The following is an 18,128-nucleotide window of genomic DNA, read 5'->3' as shown; positions in this document are numbered from 1 at the left end:
GTTTGCCCACAACGCCACACTTACAGCTAAGCGTATTAAAAAGGCTAAATTGCGCTAATTGTAGCAAAAACTGCCCGCCATTGGGCAATTTTCACTCGCATATCTTATTGGATATCTAGCCTTGATAACTGGCGAATAGATCGTATTCGCTAGCATCATCGATAGTCACGGTTAAGAACTGCCCTATTTTAACTTGAGCGTTGATGTCATCAACATAGACATGACCATCAATTTCAGGTGCATCAGCATAGCTACGGCAAATAGCAATATTTTCATCGCTATCAATTTCATCGACCAATACCGTTAAGGTTTTGCCGACTTTTTCTTGTAGCTTTTGCGCTGAAATATCTTGCTGTAGCGCCATTAGTCGCTCATAGCGAGACTGCTTGACGTCTTCAGGCACATGATCAGGCAAGTCGTTGGCCACTGCGCCTTCTACTTCTGAATAAGTAAATGCGCCCACGCGATCGAGGCGTGCTTCAACTAGCCAATCAAGCAAGCACTGAAAATCTTCTTCTGTCTCGCCAGGGAAGCCAACCACAAAGGTCGAACGAATCACGATATCAGGACAGATATCACGCCACGCTTTGATACGGGCCAAAGTGTTTTCGCTATGCGCAGGACGTTTCATCGCCTTTAGGATGCGATGACTGGCATGCTGAAACGGAATATCTAGATAAGGAAGCAGTTTCTTCTCACCCATCAACTCAACGACTTTGTCTACGTGTGGATACGGATAGACATAATGCAGACGTACCCAAATGCCCAAATCGTTCAATGCTTGGCATAAGTCATAAAACTTAGACTTGAGCGGCATGCCATTCCAAAAGCTGGTCTTGTACTTTAGGTCAAGACCATATGCCGAGGTATCTTGCGAGATGATAAGTAATTCTTTCACGCCAGCTTTTTTGAGTGCCAGTGCTTCGTTCATCACATTATCAATCGGACGCGATACCAAATCACCGCGCAAGCTTGGGATAATGCAGAACGTACAACGGTGATTACAGCCTTCTGATATTTTTAGATAGGCATAATGGCTTGGGGTCAGTTTGATACCCGCTTCATTAATCAAATCTATTTTTGGATCATAGTTGGCGTCCTGACTGCGATTTGGCTTAGGCACATGCTGCGCTACTGCCGTAATCACTTCATCATAGGCATGTGCGCCCGTCACTGCTAGTACAGCTGGATGCATCTCACGGATTTTGTCCGCCTCTTTACCTAAGCAACCAGTGACAATCACTTTACCGTTTTTGCTAATGGCCTCGCCGATCGCATCAAGTGACTCTTGTACCGCTGATTCAATAAAGCCGCAAGTGTTTACCACGACCAAGTCGGCACCGTCATAATCACTGGCTACTTGATAGCCATCACGGCTTAGCTCAGTGATAATACGCTCACTATCTACCAATGCTTTTGGACAACCTAGTGACACAAAACCAATCTTTGGCGCTGCACTAACTGGCATCGTAGCAGTCGCATTGGCAGTCGTTACATCGCTGCTTTGGGCTACACTACGGTTCTGATTGTGGTTGGCTTTATGATGGTAAGGTTGTTTAGTATCTGTTTGACTGACATCTGCCTGACTCTGCGCTTGTACTATGGTAGGCGCGGCAGGATTGAAGATAGTGGCAGTGTCTTTTACGGCAGATAGAGGAGCTGCTGCTGTCGTATTCACTGACTCGGTAGAAGTTTTGGACATGGCTGACCTTGCTAGAGATAAATTGGCTGAGCGCATTGTACGTTTTTTTTGCAAAAATCACCAGTTTTGCCGCTCTATAGTCTTGATTTGTGGTTAAATATTATCTCAAGCATCTGACTTTTTTGGGCACTACTGATGAACGCTGATTTTATAACCGCCAAAACAACCCCTGACCTCGCATTTATATCTCAGCACTTATTCACCGCTATTTTATGGGTCAACGATGAGCTATCAATCACACGGTTGAATGCTCAAGCCGAGCAGCTACTTGCCATTAGTAGCGGCAGACTAATCAATCAATCAATCTTGACACTGCTCGCACCTGATGAGTTAAAGACTAAAGATATTGCATTTATCAATAATGATAGTAGTGAGACAAATGAAAATGAGCCTTCGAGCGAGCCAGCTTACTCTTTGACCGAGCGCTTTGTGCAAGCGCAGAACTACCAACAACCTTTTATCGATCATGACCACATCATAAAAACACCGCTAAACGGTAATTTATCATTGTCAGTCGACTATAGCGTCACACCGGTCATCTATGAACAGCAGCCTTATTTTATTATCGAGATGTGGGGTAAAGATCGTCAAAGTCGTATCTCTGAGGAGCAGCGCCAACAACAGCAGTATACAGTGGCCCGTCATATGCTACGCTCAGTGGCGCACGAAATAAAAAACCCTCTTGCTGGTATTCGCGGGGCAGCCCAGCTGTTGCAACGGCAGTTTATTAAATTCAGTGACGCATCTACTACTAACACCTCTAGCGCTGATAATGCTTTGACAACTACCAACACTGACACGCAGCATGATTTGCAAAAAATGAATCAAAAGCTGCGCAACTATACGGACATTATTATTTCAGAGACTGATCGATTGACTCATCTTATTGGGCAGCTTCTAGGTTCCAATCAACTGCCAAACTGGCAAACGCTCAATATCCATGAGCCTTTAGAGCATGTCTTAACCTTAGTGACCAATCAGTATCCACAGGTAGTGTTACAGCGTGATTATGATTTATCATTGCCAGAGTTGTGTGCAGATAAGGATCAGCTGATTCAAGTGTTTTTAAACCTTATTAATAATGCTTGTGAGTCGATGACTGAGTTCGAACAAACGCTACAACAGAATAAAATCTCAGAGTCTCAAGAATCACTACAAGCTGCCATACAAACTGAGGGCAATTCTGACTATCAACCGACATTGCATATTCAAACGCGGGTTGCTTTTCAGCATACAATCGTCGGACAGCAGCACAAGCAAGTGATGCAAGTTACTATTACTGATAATGGCTCAGGTATTGATCCAGCTCTGATTGGTCAGATATTTTTCCCGATGGTTACTAGCCGTGCAGCTGGTACAGGTCTTGGATTATCCATCGTCCAAGATATTATCAGTCATCATCATGGTATGATTGATGTGAGCTCGACAAAAGAACAAGAAGACAAGCAAACCCGATTTACGCTATATCTACCATTTACTCAACCCATCACTGAGACATAAAACAAATTATGAATTTATGAATTAAAGGCTGCTAAGTTTCATAACGCTAACTCCCAATCCCCAACTTACCATCAATAATTGCTGATTAGGCCCAATACATGACTGAATATAGCGACGACCTCCAACCTAAAAGCGATGATCAATCACCACAATCACAAATAGTAACTGTGAATAATGCACCCAGCGACCACCCTGCAACATTGTGGTTAATCGATGACGATGCAGCCCTACGTATGGTGTTGGCAGACACGTTTGAAGATGCTGGATTGACCGTTATCAGTTTTACTCAAGCACAAGCAGCATGGACTCGCCTTAATGATGTTTTAAAACAGCAAGAGTCAGCCGAGCAATTACCAGACGTCATATTGACCGATATTCGTATGCCAATGATGGATGGATTGTCTTTTAGCGACTGGGTCCATCAGCATTTCCCTAAAATGCCAATCGTAATTATGACGGCACACTCAGACCTGACCTCTGCTATCAATAGCTATCAGACTGGTGCTTTTGAATACCTACCCAAGCCTTTTGACTTAGATGATGCGGTTGCAACGATTTATAAAGCCATCAATTATCAGCCCAATTTAGAGACAACGACTGTTTCCCTTTCAGATGAACCTAATACCAATATAACGTCTGATACTTTCACTGAAGACCTGATAAAACCTAAAGCAGCACCTGCTAGCAAGACAAACAAAGACAATAAGAGCAAAGGTGCCGTCGAAACCAAAAGTAATGGGAACCCTAGCGGCATCATTGGACAGTCACCAGCCATGCAAACGGTGTTTCGTGCTATTGGCAGGTTGGCGCAATCTCCCATTTCCGTCTTAATTACTGGTGAGTCTGGAACGGGTAAAGAGTTGGTGGCCAGTGCATTGCACCAACACTCCCCGCGTAAACAGCAACCATTTATTGCCCTCAATATGGCAGCCATACCACATGACTTGATCGAGTCTGAGCTATTCGGTCACGAAAAAGGCGCGTTCACTGGTGCAACAACGATGCGTCAAGGCCGTTTTGAGCAGGCAGACGGCGGTACTCTATTTTTAGATGAAATCGGTGACATGCCTTTTAGCACTCAGACACGGCTGTTACGCGTCCTAGCCAATGGTGAGTTTTATCGTGTTGGTGGTCAGCAGCCCATAAAGGTCGATGTACGTATCATCGCAGCCACTCATCAAAACTTAGAAGAGCTGGTAAAACAAAGCCGATTCCGCGAAGATTTGTTTTATCGTCTCAATGTCATTCGGTTACCCCTACCACCACTACGTACACGCCCTGAGGACATTCCTGCATTAGCCCTCTACTTTATGCAATCTGCTGCAGAGCAAATGAACACCTCTCCAAAGCATCTACATCCTGCCGCATTGCAAATTATGCAGACGTTTGACTGGCGTGGTAACGTGCGTCAATTAGAAAACGTCTGTTTGTGGCTCACGGTTATGGCTACTGGTGATACTGTGATGGCGACAGATTTGCCACCAGAGCTACTTGAAAACATCTCACCTAATACGGTGCTTTATGAAGAGCATGGCGCATCACAGGAAGACGCTCAAGAGAACTTGGTACAAAGTGGCAATGTATTAAATAGTAGTGCGTTAAACAGTCATCAAAATGAGCGAAGTAGCCCTTTGCCTAAAAACCAGAGTTGGCAACAAGCATTGGCTGATTGGGCTGAGCAGTCGTTAAGCACGGGTGAAACTGATATTCTGCAAACAGCAACCCCTGAGTTTGAGCGTGTTTTATTAACAGCAGCACTCAATCATAGTGGCGGCAAAAAGATAGAGGCAGCGAGCTTACTTGGTTGGGGACGCAATACTCTGACGCGCAAATTGCAGCAGTTGGATATTTCTGCCCCTAGAGTACCAACTAAAGAATAAAGAAACGCATAAAATACGATAATAAATTATTATTAATATCAATTACTTAAAATTAATATCGAAAATAAATGATAAATAATTAAAAATAATTGCAAATAGGGGTTGCCAAACAATTAAAACTCTATATAATAGCCAACCACTGAGACGCACTACCGAATCAGTTAACTGTCTAGATAGCGTTTGAGTTTAATCGCTTTTGATGATAGAGTAACGAAAATGGGGCTGTGGCGGAATTGGTAGACGCACCAGATTTAGGTTCTGGCGCCGCAAGGTGTGAGAGTTCGAGTCTCTCCAGCCCCACCATTTTCGGATAGTACATCTTAGACCAAATATCAAAACCTGCTTTTTAGCAGGTTTTTTTGTGTCTGGAATTTGGTGTTAGAACTATAAAATATCTTATCAAGAGCATTAATCTACTTTTCTACCCTTTCTAAATCCTTCAGCACCTCATCCGTACTTTTATAGCACCTCTCTACCCGCTTTGCCAATGCTTTCATGTACTTGCCATAGACAGAACTAATTAATAGAAAGGATTCCTTCACTATCATTGAATAATGCACTACGTTGATTTTTACGGAGGGTTTCACGTTGAATAATATTTCTTGCATCGACTTTTTCTAAAGGTAATCTTGTTTCGCGAGAAAGATCGCCATCGGCTATTAAAGATAAATAACGAGAACAACAAACTCTTAAAAAAGAAGTGAAATTGCCAATATCATGATCAGCATCGAGAGATTCAAGGTATAGCTTAGTGATCAGTTGATTAACCGTCATTTGATCACGAAATGACAACTCTTCTAATATATCCCAAAAAAACACTTCTAAACGAATTGAAGTGACAACTCCCTGAATTCGAAGCGATTTGGTTTTAGAGCTCCACAAGCTGTCGTCAGCACTAATAAAAAGTTGGCACATATATATATCCTCTCTCGATACTGGGGTCTATTGAACGTTCAACAGACCCGAATTAATGCTTATAGCAAGGCAACAAACTGCTTTAGCATCGCTGGGTGGGCAGGCCATGCAGGACCCGTTACCAGTTGGCCATCTGTAATAGCGCCATCCATAGGTAACTCGATATACTCAGCGCCAGCCATTTCCATTTCTGGCTGACACGCAGGATAAGCAGATACTTTTTTACCTTTTAGTACGCCAGCAGCTGTCAGCATTTGTGGCCCATGGCAAACTGAGGCAATCGGTTTATCAGTATTTGCGAAATGCTGAATCATTGCAATGACCTTAGCATTCAAGCGCAAGTATTCTGGCGCACGTCCACCTGGCAAATACAAGGCATCGTAATCTTCTACATTGATATCAGCAAAAGACGCATTAAGGACAAAATTATGACCGCGTTTTTCGGTATAAGTTTGATCACCTTCGAAATCGTGTATTGAGGTAGCAATGCTATCACCTGCTACTTTATCTGGGCAGACCGCATCAACCTCATGCCCCATTGCTAGTAGTGCTTGGAACGGAACCATGTTTTCATAGTCTTCAACAAAATCACCGGTAATGATAAGTACTTTAGCCATGATATTCTCACTGTATTGTAATAAAACATTGTAATGAAATATGGGAACCCAAATTAGTTTGTAGCGACTTCGCTTAAAATGAGCCTGAATATCCATTCAAACATAAAAAACAACGACTAGGTAACATGTGAATACTACAAACAATCACTTTTTAAAATAAAATCATAAATTCAGCTATTTTCTAATAACTTCAAATCTATCAATATCTTATCCATCTTCTGATATCGTCTCTCTTCCCGCTTCGCCAATGCTTTGTCGACCATATATTGATAGTGACTATATTCTGATGACAATGTTGGAATGGGTTGCTGGCAATGCTGCATCGCCCACGCTTTTGATTTATCATGGCTGTCGGCGCTTACTTGAAACGGGCGTTTCCCTGTTAGTATCTCAACCATCATTATGCCAAACGCGTAGATATCACTTTGCACCGTTACACCCTGACCTTGCCAGCGCTCAGGTGCAAGATACGCTGGTGTGCCAGCAATATTTGGTTGGCTATTAGCCACTGTCATACGTTGTGATAAAGCAAAATCAGTGAGTAATAATCTAGGGGCCAGATCATTACTCATAGTATCTGCTGGCCACTCATCGTCAAAACCTTCAAGCAAAATATTACTGAGCTTAATATCATTGTGTAGCCAGCCAGCCTGATGCAAATTGGCTATCAAGTGTGCAGATTTCATGATGAAATGATGCTTTTGTGACGCTATCAATGACAGATGTTTTGAAGCGGTTAGCTGACTCGCCAAGCTACCATTAGGATAATAAGGCATGACCACTATAACTAGGTGTTTCAACTGCTCTAGTATTTGGACTTTTAGACAATGATGCGCCAATAGCGGCGGTGCGATAGCATTATCTTTGACTATCAATGAAGCATTTACAGCAGCTAAAATATCCGCTTCGTGAGTTAAATCGGCAGCGATAGGATAAGCGCCATCACTCAACTGCCATTTAATCATCACGCTACCAAATTGCGGATGCTGGGCACGTGTTAGTCCTTGGAAGTAAGTATTGTCGATATGTTGCGTTTTGGCATCTTGCGTTTGTTCTGTGCTTTGCTGAGCAATACGTTGATGCACTATCTGGCTAAAATATTGTGCGACCAGTTCTTGGGTAATAATGGGCAATAGCTGTATCGCCTGGGCTTGCAAGGCTTGCGTAATAGACGGATTACTGGCACTATTTTCCATGGTATTGTTTCTCATAATATAGTGAGATTACAGCCTTCCCATTCGTATCATTTCCAAAGATAATAATAGCGCGAATAATGATTACAAGTACTACGATTAATAGGTACTAAGATTGTAGGCACTGAAATTTTAGCAGCGTTAATTGTATTTTTGGGTATGGTATTAAAGACAACCTTAATTGCTAGAGCCACTATGTCACAACCAACTACCCCGACCATGCCATCTGATCAACCTACTTATGCCCTACCCGCACCTTTGTTAGACTTACTCAGTCAGTACTTACAAGAGCGAGTCACACCAACTATTGAAATCGACCCGAGCCAGCTTGCTTATCGCTGGGTTGGTGGTCGCACTGGTCACCTGCAGCCTTTGTCGGTCAACCTGTTTTTGAGCTTAGATGACTTACATGGTATCGATACGCAAAAATCGAAACTGGTACAAAACACCCGTCAGTTTATTAAAGGTTACCCTGCCAACCATGTATTGATGTCAGGCACACGCGGTGCCGGTAAGTCATCATTGATTCGCGCTTTGCTACAAGCTCATCATAGTGAAGGCTTACGTATTATTGAGGTTGCGCGCGATGATCTGCAAGTATTGGATAAGATTCGTGCTGCTATTAATGCCCTACCAGCAGATTGTCATTGCCGCTATATCGTATACTGTGATGACCTCGCTTTTAATGGTCAAGACGAGAGCTATCGTGCGCTAAAGAGCGTGCTCGATGGCTCGCTAGACTCTGAGCAAGACAAACTACTGGTCTACGCCACCAGTAATCGCCGTCGCTTGCTACCGCAGATGATGAAAGACAATGTCGATATCTATAATGGGCAGACGGATGAAGTCAATCCCTATGAGGCCATTGATGAGACCGTGTCATTATCAGATCGGTTCGGTTTGTCCCTCACCTTCCATCCTATGGATCAGCAGACTTATCTGCAAATCGTTCAGCATTATCTGAATTTAGAGCAGCAAAAAATCTCCGCTGATGTGGATAATGAGGCTAAGGAAATTTTAGCAAGTCAGTCTATGCCTGATAAGATCAGAAAGGATGCGCTACGTTGGGCCTCAGAACGTGGCGGTCGCTCAGGACGAGTTGCTTATCAATTTAGCCGTTTTTGGAGTGGTAAAACACAATTGGCTATCGAAGACAGTAAGCACTAGGTCATATTTAACGCTCAATCATATCTAAGCTTAGCCATGTCTAATCACTGCGTGCAGAGCCTATATACTGCACGCGATTCTCTTCTTGACTGCCCTCTTGATTGCTTACCGACTCAACAGCACCATTGACCATATATTGGTCAAAATCTATTGCTAACCAGAGATTGCCTTTGTAGACGCTCTCAGCATCTAAACGAATATATGCCATATTTGGCGTTTCGCTATCTGGATTATCAAATTTCTGATAGCGAGCGCTAAAGTGGGTCAAAATGATGTTTTTCAGGTTCATCTTTTGCGCGAATGTGCCCACCACATGCGCACTGCTATGCATTGGGTCATAGTCAGGGTTTCTGGCTTGAATAGCCATCATGACCTCATGCGTATAAGTGGCTTCATGCACCAATAAATCCGCATTGATAACGGCTTCGCTTAACAAATTTGGCGTATCATTGTCTCCTGCCACCACCACGCGCGTCTGCTGTATTTCCTCATTGATATAGTCTACTGAGTGCAATTGTCTATTATCCTCAGTCGTGACATCTTCGCCTTGCTGCAATTTACCCCACAGCGCACTTGCTGGAATACCATCTGCCACAAGCTTATCTGTATTAAGGATGCGGCGGCTAATAGTCTGAGTAATACCAAAGGCATGAGAAGCAACCCGATGTGATAGCCGCGTGATGTCAATATCAAGCTGATGTTGGTCGCTTAAGCTAATGTCGACTTTGTTCGTATCACCTTGCTCAGCTAACACCTCTTCAATCGCTACAAAATTAAGAGCAAAAGGTAAATACAATTCCGTGGTTAAGGTAATGGCATCAAGCAAAGTAGCAATCGCTTTTGGGGCAATCAAAGTCAGCGCATCACGACGTCCTGACATGGCAGCGCTTGCTAGTAACCCTGGCAGACCATAGCAATGGTCACCATGCACATGGGTGATGCAGATAGCAGCCATTTGATGCAATGAGAGCTTAGTATGTAGCAATTGCTGCTGTGTGCCTTCACCGCAATCAATCAACACCCATGGACGCGATTTCTTACTCTGATTATTCTGTTGCCGACTTCCTTGCTGTACGCCAGAGCTATGCGGATTCAAACACTCTATGGCCAATGCGGTCACATTACGCTGTTTAGTCGGTACACCCGCGGACGTACCCAAAAAGGTTAGCTTTAGCATAGTGATGCCTTTTATTTATCAGGAGTACTGGCTCAGAAGTACAAGTGCGTCTCTTCATTCTAAAACGATAACAGAAATAAGATAAACGAAGAATATGCCCTAGCTATGACAATTGGCATATCATGGTCTTTTGACCTTCAATCATTTGCCCACCATTGGCAGTGCACTCATTTACCATATTCGATTCGTAAGATTTCCAGCCACCATAAAAGCTTGCCACACATAGAATGACCACCAGAATTTTCTGTGACCACGATTTGATAGAGACTTGTTGGCTATTAATCTGTTGTCTATTATTTTCTTGCATACTGGTATCTTGCTTATTAAGTGATGTTTGAGTTGCTGACTGATTATTATCTTTGTCTAGACTATCTTGCTTCAGATTACCTTTATTCGAGGTATTTAGGTCTGTCATAACATTATCCTAAAAAAGGCTTTGTTTATTCATAAACAAAGCCTTTGGTCTACATGGCTACTTAAGCGTTGAGAGAGGATTATACCAGTATCCTCTAAAAATTCAGACGGCCACCCTTTTTTTCTGCTCGTTTAAAGGCATCTCGTTCTTCGCAGCGTTTGAGCCAGTTCAAAAGATTGGTATATTTACTCTGATCTAGACCTGCACCAGCATTGGCACCCAAGACTGCAAGATGCATTTGAATATCAGCGGCGCTAAATTCACTACCTGCAAACCAGTGATTTTCATGTAGATGACGCTCCATCATATCTAGCATCTTCTCCAAACCGCTACTGATCATGTTTTTTTCAATCTGACCTTGGATTTTTTTGCTGATAGGTTTGATTAGCATTGGCGACTGAGACACTACTTTTGTGAATACCAAACGCATGACCAACAGTGGCATCAATGAAGCCTCTGCAAAGTGTAGCCAAAACGTGTAGGCTTCCCACGCTGCTTCGTTATTATCTTCAGGTTTGAACTGCTTTTCTTTATCATAGTGCTTAATCAGATACTCAATGATAAACCCTGACTCAATCAGCACACGATCGTCCGCTTCTAGTATCGGCGCATTACCAATCGGATGCACTTGCTTTAGGCTGTCAGGAGCACGGTATGCCTTATTGCGCTCATAGCAAGTCAGTTTATAATCGGCGCCGAGCTCTTCCAACAGCCAAATAATACGAAACGAGCGCGAGTTTGCTAAATGATGAAGATGTAACATAAACCGTCCTAGTTATATATTGTAGTAAATCAGCCATAATATCTCAGATATAGCGCCATATGTTCACTCAATCGCGGCACTACTGCTCTCGATAATAGCGTAATTTCTACTTGTTTAATACTGCGAGTTGGCAGACATACTGGAAAACAATGTCTACCAAGTCAGTTCAATTTACATCTCAACCTACGCCTAAGACACTGTACTCTTCAACATCAATCTAAATGTAATGCTTCAATCTTGCGCGTCATTTTATCTATCTTTTGCTGATACTTTTTGATCTGACGGAATCGATGCGCGATTAGCACGCCTTTGATACGGCGATTTTTAAGACGACGACGTGGTGGGAAACTGCCCACTTGTGGCTCATTGTAGCCGTGTAAGCGGTCTTCACGTTTACGTGCCATATAGCCCAGTGCGCTATCAGCAATCATAATCAGCAGTGCGATGAAAATCATGCTGTACATCAGCATGGAGCCACCATCATGTAAGTTACGATCTAAAATTGCGATTGAGAAGATAAACAAGAATATCGGCTCAAGGTAGCACAAAGTCCCGAACAATGAGACAGGCAGCTTCTGACTGGCCACCATTGTTAGTGACATTGCAGCGGTACTGATAATGCCTAATAACGGCAACAGATACCAAAGCTTGTGGTTGGTGATTGCTACTTCAAAACCACCATTCATATACAGCGCGACCAATACCACTGGCAATAACAATACAAGGTCTGAAATCAAACCAGTAATAGGTGGTACTGCCAACTTGCGACGTAGTAGATAGTAAGGAGGATAACCCAAGCAAACAAACAAAGTCGCCCAAGAAATAGCGCCATACTCAAAAATATCGTAAGCGATACCAAGACCCGCACACACAATGGCAGCCCACTGAAGTAAGCTCATGTCTTCGTTGTAAAAGAACCTGCCGACAACAATCATAATCATCGGATATAGGAAGTAACCCAACGTTACCTCAAGCCCCAAACCATTGACTGGCGCCCACATAAATATCCAAATTTGTGCGCCCAAAATCGGTGTAGGTAATATAAATAAAAACCACTCTTTTGCATTTTTTAGTGTTTTTAAATAATCAAAAATGTGCTGCCACTGCTTTAATACGCTTACCAGCAGTACTAGACTAAAAAACATTGTCAGCACGCGCCACGAAGCGACTTGCGTACCTGATAATGGTTGCAGCAGTAGACCAAATAAGAACAGTAATGAGTATAAAAAATTTGCAGCGACAGCGGTGATTGTACCCTGCGAGGTTTGGTTAGTAGTCAGCATCACAACAGCCTTTAAAGATTGGGGCACATCCATGGCAATTTTTAAAAAAAACAAAAGCCTCAGACGAGAACGTCTGAGGCTTTTGCATATAAGGTCGTCGCGCAATCTAAGTTGAACGCTTTTGATGTACTAGGCTTACATCATGGTCGGCATTATGTCAAAGTCAGCATGAATAAGCAATGCCACTGTTCATCTAGTGTCTAAACTTTTAAATTCAGTAAATTTAATGCAGGTAAGTGCTTATTTTGCATCAAGTTGTTGGATTTTTTGCTGTATCTTATCCATCTTCTTTTGGTAACGACGAATCTTACGAAAACGATGGGCTTTTAGCACGCCATCGATACGCTGATTGATAAAATGACGACGCGGTGGAAAGCCGCCAATCTGAAGCTCTCTATAGCCATGCAAGCGGTCATTACGCTGACGAACAAGGTAGCCTTTTACACTATCGGCCATCATGACCAGTAGCGCAAGCGTAATCATGCCATACATAAAGAGCGAACCACCTTCTTCAAGGCTTTGACTCAGAATAGTAATAGACAACACAAATAACAGCATCGGCTCGATATAACTTAATGCCCCAAACAGTGATACTGGCAACTTGCTACTGGCAATCATCGTCAGCGACATCGCAAGCGCACTAAAAGCACCAAGCAGCGGCAATAGATACCAGAACTTCACATCTTGCGCCGCAACATCAAAACCACCCGTCATATATAGCACGATGAGCACGACTGGTGTCAATAGCGTCAAATCAAACAATAAGCCCGTAATAGGCGGTACAGAAAGGGTGCGCCGTAGCAGATAATATGGCGGATAACCCAAGCATACAAACAGTGTCACCCAAGAGACTGAGCCATACTGAATAATATCGTAGCCGATGCCGAGCGCTGCAAATATCGCGGCAGCCCACTGCAAGATGCTCATATACTCATGGTAAAAGAATCGACCAAGCACAATCATCACTAGCGGCAATAAAAAATAGCCCAACGTGACATCGAGACCAAACCCATTGACTGGTGCCCACATGAATAACCAAATCTGTCCACCTAGGATTGGCGCAGGCAGTATAAATATCAGCCATTCTTTTAGTGTCTTTAGCGTCTTTATATAATCAAAAACACGTTGCCACTGCTTAGTCAAACTGACCAATATAACCAAACTGAGCAACATCATGAGCACACGCCATGATGCTACCTGCGTCCCTGTTAAGGGCAGCATAAACAGTCCAAACAAAAACATCATCGAGAATAAAAAGCTCGATGCTACCGAAGCAACCGTTCCCTGAAAAGTTTGATTGGTCGTAAGCATAACAACAGCCTTAAAAAATAGAACCTTATTTACAGTATTGAAAAAATGAGAATAAAAAAACAAAAGCCTCCGACGATAACGTCAGAGGCTTTTTTCTAGAAAAATGCTAAGAGACTAGACTCAAAAGCTAATTACCAAGACTATTACTCGTCATCGTCTTATGCATAGTTAGTCTATTATAGATTGTCACTTGGTTTATGATCGTTTGCAATATCAATCACATCATCGACGTCAGTAGTTGCGGTATTGTCAGTTGTCGCATCAATATCTATCTGCTCCTGACCTTCTACCTCAAACGTACCGTCTTCTCTCATGGCATCGATAAGCTCATCATCGCTCTCTTCATGCTCAACACGTGCCATGGCAACCAGTTTTTCATCTTTTGACAGGCGAATCAGCGTCACGCCTTGCGTATTACGACCAGAGCTAGCGACATGCTCAACTGGCGTACGTACGAGCGTACCTTTATCAGAGATTAAGATAATATCATCAGTAGAGTCAACCTTGGTCGCTCGTACTAACGCACCATTACGCTCACTGGTCTTGATAGCGATTACACCGCCACCGCCACGATTTTGCGTATTGAACTCATCGATAAAGGTACGTTTACCAAAGCCATTTTCACAAGCAATCAAGATTTCACGTACATCATCTTCGATAACGACCAATGATTTGATAAATTCATCAGTAGCCAGACGCATACCGCGGACGCCTTTTGCCGTACGGCCCATCGCACGTGCATCATTCTCATCAAAACGAATGGCTTTACCACTTGAAGCGAACAACATCACTTCTTGGCTACCATTAGTGATTCGAGCGCTGACCAATTTATCACCGTCTTCTAATCCAACTGCAATCAAACCGTTCGAGCGAATATTGGCAAACTGCTTTAGCTCTACCCGCTTCACTGTACCGTTGGCCGTGGCAAAGAATACAAAAGGTGGCTCTGCTTGGTTGCTATCTTCTACCGAATCGTCATCATTGCTTACTTCTGATACTTCACTTACTACTGATGTATCTTCCACAATTTTTGGAATTGGTAGTATGGTTGTAACGGTTTCGTCGCTATTTAGACCAATTAGATTGACCAATGGACGACCACGAGCACCGCGACTGGCAATCGGCACTTCAAAACCACGTAAGCTAAAGACACGTCCACTATCAGTGAAACACAGTACCGTAGAATGCGTTGATGTCACGACTAAATGATCGATTACATCGTCTTCTTTCATTGCTGTGGCAGACTTACCTTTACCGCCGCGTTTTTGCGCGACATAATCATCAATCGGCTGAGTCTTAGCGTAACCAGTACGCGATACCGTCATAACGACCGTTTGCTCAGGGATAAGGTCTTCGCGACTAAAGTCCATGCGTGAATCGATGATATCGGTACGGCGCTCATCACCGAAGTTATCACGAATCTCGATCATCTCATTAGAGATAATAGCCATCAGCTTATCAAAATCGCCAAGGATAGACTCTAAGTGTGCAATTTCACGCAGTAAATCTTGGTATTCTTCGGTCAACTTATCTTGCTCAAGGCCAGTCAGACGATGCAATTGCATATCTAAAATCGCATTGACCTGCTCAAGTGACAAACGATAACGCTCTTCGCCTTCGATTAGACCAAACGGCGCCTTAGGATCTTCGCCTTCGATAAACTCAGGACGTACTGATTGACTACCAGCAGCTGTAAGCATCGCAACGACGCTACCTGAACCCCACGTGTTATTTAATAAGCTTTCACGTGCTAGGCCACGGTTTGCAGAAGCTTTAATCGTCGCGATAATTTCGTCGATATTGGCTAGAGCAACCGTTAGACCTTCTAGCAAATGACCACGAACGCGGGCTTTGTTCAATTCATAAATCGTACGACGTGTCACCACTTCTTGACGATGACGGACAAATGCAGCGATAAGCTGACGCAAGGTCAATAGTTTTGGCTGACCATTATCCAGCGCCACCATATTGATACTAAAGCTAGACTCTAGCGGCGTTTGTAGAAATAGGTTATTAACAATAACTTCAGCAGTCTCGCCGCGACGCAAATCAATAGCTATACGCATACCATCTTTATCAGACTCATCACGAATTTCGCTAATACCTTCGATTTTTTTATCACGGACCAGCTCTGCGATACGCTCAATCAACTTGGCTTTGTTAGCCTGATAAGGTACTTCGGTGAATACGATGCGCTCACGATCGCGGTTGACGCCAGAATTGCTCATCGGCTCGATATGATAACGACCACGAATATGCAAGCGGCCTTTACCCGTACGATAAGCATCTAAAATGCCCGCGCGACCATAGATAATACCGCCCGTAGGGAAATCAGGACCTGAGATATGCGACATCAGCTCTTCAGCTGAAACTTGTGGATTTTCAGCATAGGCCAAACAAGCATTGATCACTTCGGTCAAATTATGCGGGGCCATATTGGTCGCCATACCAACGGCAATACCCGTCGCACCATTGACCAATAGGTTAGGAATACGCGCTGGCATCACACTTGGCATGCGCTCAGAGCCGTCGTAGTTGTCTTCCCAATCGACCGTGTCTTTGTCCAAATCAGCGAGCATCTGGTGGGTCAGTTTGGTCATACGTACTTCGGTATAACGCATCGCTGCCGGAGGATCATCATCGATCGAGCCAAAGTTACCTTGACCATCAACCATTGGGTAGCGCAAGCTGAAATCCTGCGCCATACGTACGATGGCATCATAGACGGCACTATCGCCATGTGGATGGTACTTACCGATAACATCACCGACCACACGTGCTGATTTTTTATACGGTTTATTATAGTCGTTTGATAGCACGTGCATGGCATACATCACGCGGCGGTGTACAGGTTTGAACCCATCACGCACATCAGGCAGCGCACGCGAGACGATCACGCTCATCGCATAATCCAAATACGACTGCTTTAGTTCATCTACGATGCCAATAGGACTGACCGATTCGCTCATATACACTCCTTCACTCACATTTTTTTCTAACGTTGACACATCGCTTATGGCACCCGTAGATCATATAAAAATACTGCCACATAAATGGGCAGTCATGACCAAAATAGACACCATAAAAAAACACTGCTACACGTGCAAAACAATAGGAAAATAGCGATAGTTTTAATGTTTAATAAAAGAAGCTATTTTAGCACAAATTTGCTGATTTAGGGGGTTCTGAGTACCATTAAAATCAAGCTAGACGGTTCATTCACAGTGATATTTTGAATTATCCATACACACTAAAATAATTCTAATGGCAGGTTTTTTTTGATTGGCTGATTTTGCCATTTTTACAGACGAACTTACCATCTGCTGAGCAATGAGACACCCCGCCCATTTTTCCTGAACAAGGCGTATTTCGAGCTTGGGCTTGGCTCATAGATGTAAAGGCAAATACTAGAGCGAGTAGCGCTGTGCTGATTGATTTCATTGTTTATTCTCCGTATCTGATGGATATTAAATAGAAAAATACTATACTCATTGGCTACAGCTCGACAAGATTTATTTTGACTAACTGAGTGGATACTTATATTTCTATCTACAGTTCAACATGACATTTGATTTAACGCTAAAATCTTGAGCATAGAGCTCATACGTGGTTTGCATATAAGCTCTATTGGCAAACAACTAGGATGCTTAGAATATTTAGCCAATACAACAACACCTACAACTGTCTCTGACGTGAACTGATTGTTTTCATGAGCATGCTTTTTTTACAACCATAATTCTTTCATAAGCATACTATTTTCAACAGTCATATTATTCTCATGAGCACATTATGATTTAAACCACTTTGATGCAGCTATTTTTTGAGTGATACTGGACAAAAAAATTCTAAACGCTACACTACCTCATCTTTTATAGCACTTACATAACGACCTAACAGGCTACTTTTATTATGGATATCATTCTTGCAATTGTTTGGATTTTAGCAATGGTGCTATACAGCTTTTCGAGCGATTATGTTGCTAGCTTTCCTAACCATAACAATCGCGCTGTACCCTATGTCCGTTGGGGAGCACTTTTAGTCGCTATGGCTTTATCAGCATACTTGTCAAAAGCCTACCAAGAAAACCTACAAGGCAACGGTATGTGGGTGTTTGTTATCGTGGTATTTGTCGTTATTGTTTTAGCGAAATTCGTTTTTAAATGGGTAATTAACAGACGTTTGAAACGCTAGTTCATACTGAATAG

At 43.0% G+C, this 18,128-nt stretch carries 15 protein-coding genes and 1 tRNA gene; 5 read left to right on the top strand and 11 right to left on the bottom strand.

The window, feature by feature from the left end; all coding sequences use genetic code 11:
* Positions 1-115 precede the first annotated feature (115 nt).
* Positions 116-1,702 carry a 30S ribosomal protein S12 methylthiotransferase RimO gene (rimO, locus tag JMX07_RS00810; protein WP_201605437.1) on the bottom strand — a complete coding sequence of 529 codons (1,587 nt, stop codon included), beginning with the start codon at positions 1,700-1,702 and terminating at the stop codon, positions 116-118.
* Positions 1,703-1,837: 135 nt separating this feature from the next.
* On the opposite strand from rimO, the gene JMX07_RS00805 reads away from it, so the two are divergent.
* The 3 genes from JMX07_RS00805 to JMX07_RS00795 all read left to right on the top strand — a co-directional run bounded on the left by JMX07_RS00805 (position 1,838) and on the right by JMX07_RS00795 (position 5,385).
* Positions 1,838-3,202 (top strand): two-component system sensor histidine kinase NtrB, encoded by a 1,365-nt coding sequence (locus JMX07_RS00805; protein WP_201605434.1) that lies wholly within the window; start codon positions 1,838-1,840, stop codon positions 3,200-3,202.
* A 98-nt stretch (positions 3,203-3,300) separates the two neighbouring features.
* Complete coding sequence (locus tag JMX07_RS00800) at positions 3,301-5,082, top strand: sigma 54-interacting transcriptional regulator (protein ID WP_201605431.1); 1,782 nt, start codon at positions 3,301-3,303, stop codon at positions 5,080-5,082.
* A gap of 218 nt (positions 5,083-5,300) precedes the next feature.
* Positions 5,301-5,385, top strand: a tRNA-Leu gene (locus tag JMX07_RS00795).
* Positions 5,386-5,598: 213 nt separating this feature from the next.
* Here JMX07_RS00795 and JMX07_RS00790 read toward each other — a convergent pair.
* The 3 genes from JMX07_RS00790 to JMX07_RS00780 all read right to left on the bottom strand — a co-directional run bounded on the left by JMX07_RS00790 (position 5,599) and on the right by JMX07_RS00780 (position 7,810).
* On the bottom strand, positions 5,599-5,997 hold the full coding sequence (locus JMX07_RS00790) for a ribbon-helix-helix domain-containing protein (RefSeq protein ID WP_201605429.1): 399 nt from the start codon (positions 5,995-5,997) through the stop codon (positions 5,599-5,601).
* A 59-nt stretch (positions 5,998-6,056) separates the two neighbouring features.
* A complete protein-coding gene (locus JMX07_RS00785) occupies positions 6,057-6,617 on the bottom strand; it encodes a DJ-1/PfpI family protein (RefSeq protein WP_320157996.1) in 561 nt (186 codons plus the stop codon).
* Between the two features lie 167 nt (positions 6,618-6,784).
* Positions 6,785-7,810, bottom strand: coding sequence for a serine/threonine protein kinase (locus JMX07_RS00780; protein WP_201605424.1), 1,026 nt, complete (start codon positions 7,808-7,810; stop codon positions 6,785-6,787).
* A 192-nt stretch (positions 7,811-8,002) separates the two neighbouring features.
* Here JMX07_RS00780 and JMX07_RS00775 point away from each other — a divergent pair, with 192 nt between their 5' ends.
* Positions 8,003-8,974 carry an ATP-binding protein gene (locus JMX07_RS00775; RefSeq protein WP_413786644.1) on the top strand — a complete coding sequence of 324 codons (972 nt, stop codon included), beginning with the start codon at positions 8,003-8,005 and terminating at the stop codon, positions 8,972-8,974.
* Between the two features lie 40 nt (positions 8,975-9,014).
* Here the strand turns inward: JMX07_RS00775 and JMX07_RS00770 are convergent, their stop codons facing one another.
* The 7 genes from JMX07_RS00770 to JMX07_RS00740 all read right to left on the bottom strand — a co-directional run bounded on the left by JMX07_RS00770 (position 9,015) and on the right by JMX07_RS00740 (position 17,364).
* A complete protein-coding gene (locus JMX07_RS00770) occupies positions 9,015-10,151 on the bottom strand; it encodes a ribonuclease Z (RefSeq protein ID WP_201605415.1) in 1,137 nt (378 codons plus the stop codon).
* Between the two features lie 103 nt (positions 10,152-10,254).
* Complete coding sequence (locus tag JMX07_RS00765) at positions 10,255-10,566, bottom strand: hypothetical protein (RefSeq protein ID WP_201605412.1); 312 nt, start codon at positions 10,564-10,566, stop codon at positions 10,255-10,257.
* A 94-nt stretch (positions 10,567-10,660) separates the two neighbouring features.
* On the bottom strand, positions 10,661-11,329 hold the full coding sequence (locus JMX07_RS00760) for a glutathione S-transferase (RefSeq protein ID WP_201605409.1): 669 nt from the start codon (positions 11,327-11,329) through the stop codon (positions 10,661-10,663).
* Positions 11,330-11,541: 212 nt separating this feature from the next.
* A complete protein-coding gene (rarD, locus tag JMX07_RS00755) occupies positions 11,542-12,612 on the bottom strand; it encodes an EamA family transporter RarD (RefSeq protein WP_057759099.1) in 1,071 nt (356 codons plus the stop codon).
* Positions 12,613-12,852: 240 nt separating this feature from the next.
* A complete protein-coding gene (gene rarD / locus JMX07_RS00750) occupies positions 12,853-13,923 on the bottom strand; it encodes an EamA family transporter RarD (protein ID WP_201605406.1) in 1,071 nt (356 codons plus the stop codon).
* Positions 13,924-14,099: 176 nt separating this feature from the next.
* Positions 14,100-16,892: a DNA gyrase subunit A gene (gyrA, locus tag JMX07_RS00745; RefSeq protein ID WP_201605403.1), complete on the bottom strand. Its 2,793-nt coding sequence runs from the start codon at positions 16,890-16,892 to the stop codon at positions 14,100-14,102.
* Positions 16,893-17,184: 292 nt separating this feature from the next.
* A complete protein-coding gene (locus JMX07_RS00740) occupies positions 17,185-17,364 on the bottom strand; it encodes a hypothetical protein (protein ID WP_201605401.1) in 180 nt (59 codons plus the stop codon).
* A 468-nt stretch (positions 17,365-17,832) separates the two neighbouring features.
* Between JMX07_RS00740 and JMX07_RS00735 the strand changes: the two genes are divergently transcribed.
* Positions 17,833-18,114: a hypothetical protein gene (locus JMX07_RS00735; protein ID WP_057759093.1), complete on the top strand. Its 282-nt coding sequence runs from the start codon at positions 17,833-17,835 to the stop codon at positions 18,112-18,114.
* The last annotated feature ends 14 nt before the right edge of the window (positions 18,115-18,128 follow it).

Origin of the sequence: Psychrobacter immobilis, assembly GCF_904846235.1 — a bacterium.
Classification (GTDB): domain Bacteria; phylum Pseudomonadota; class Gammaproteobacteria; order Pseudomonadales; family Moraxellaceae; genus Psychrobacter; species Psychrobacter immobilis_C.
This window is presented reverse-complemented; position numbering and strand designations above follow the sequence as displayed.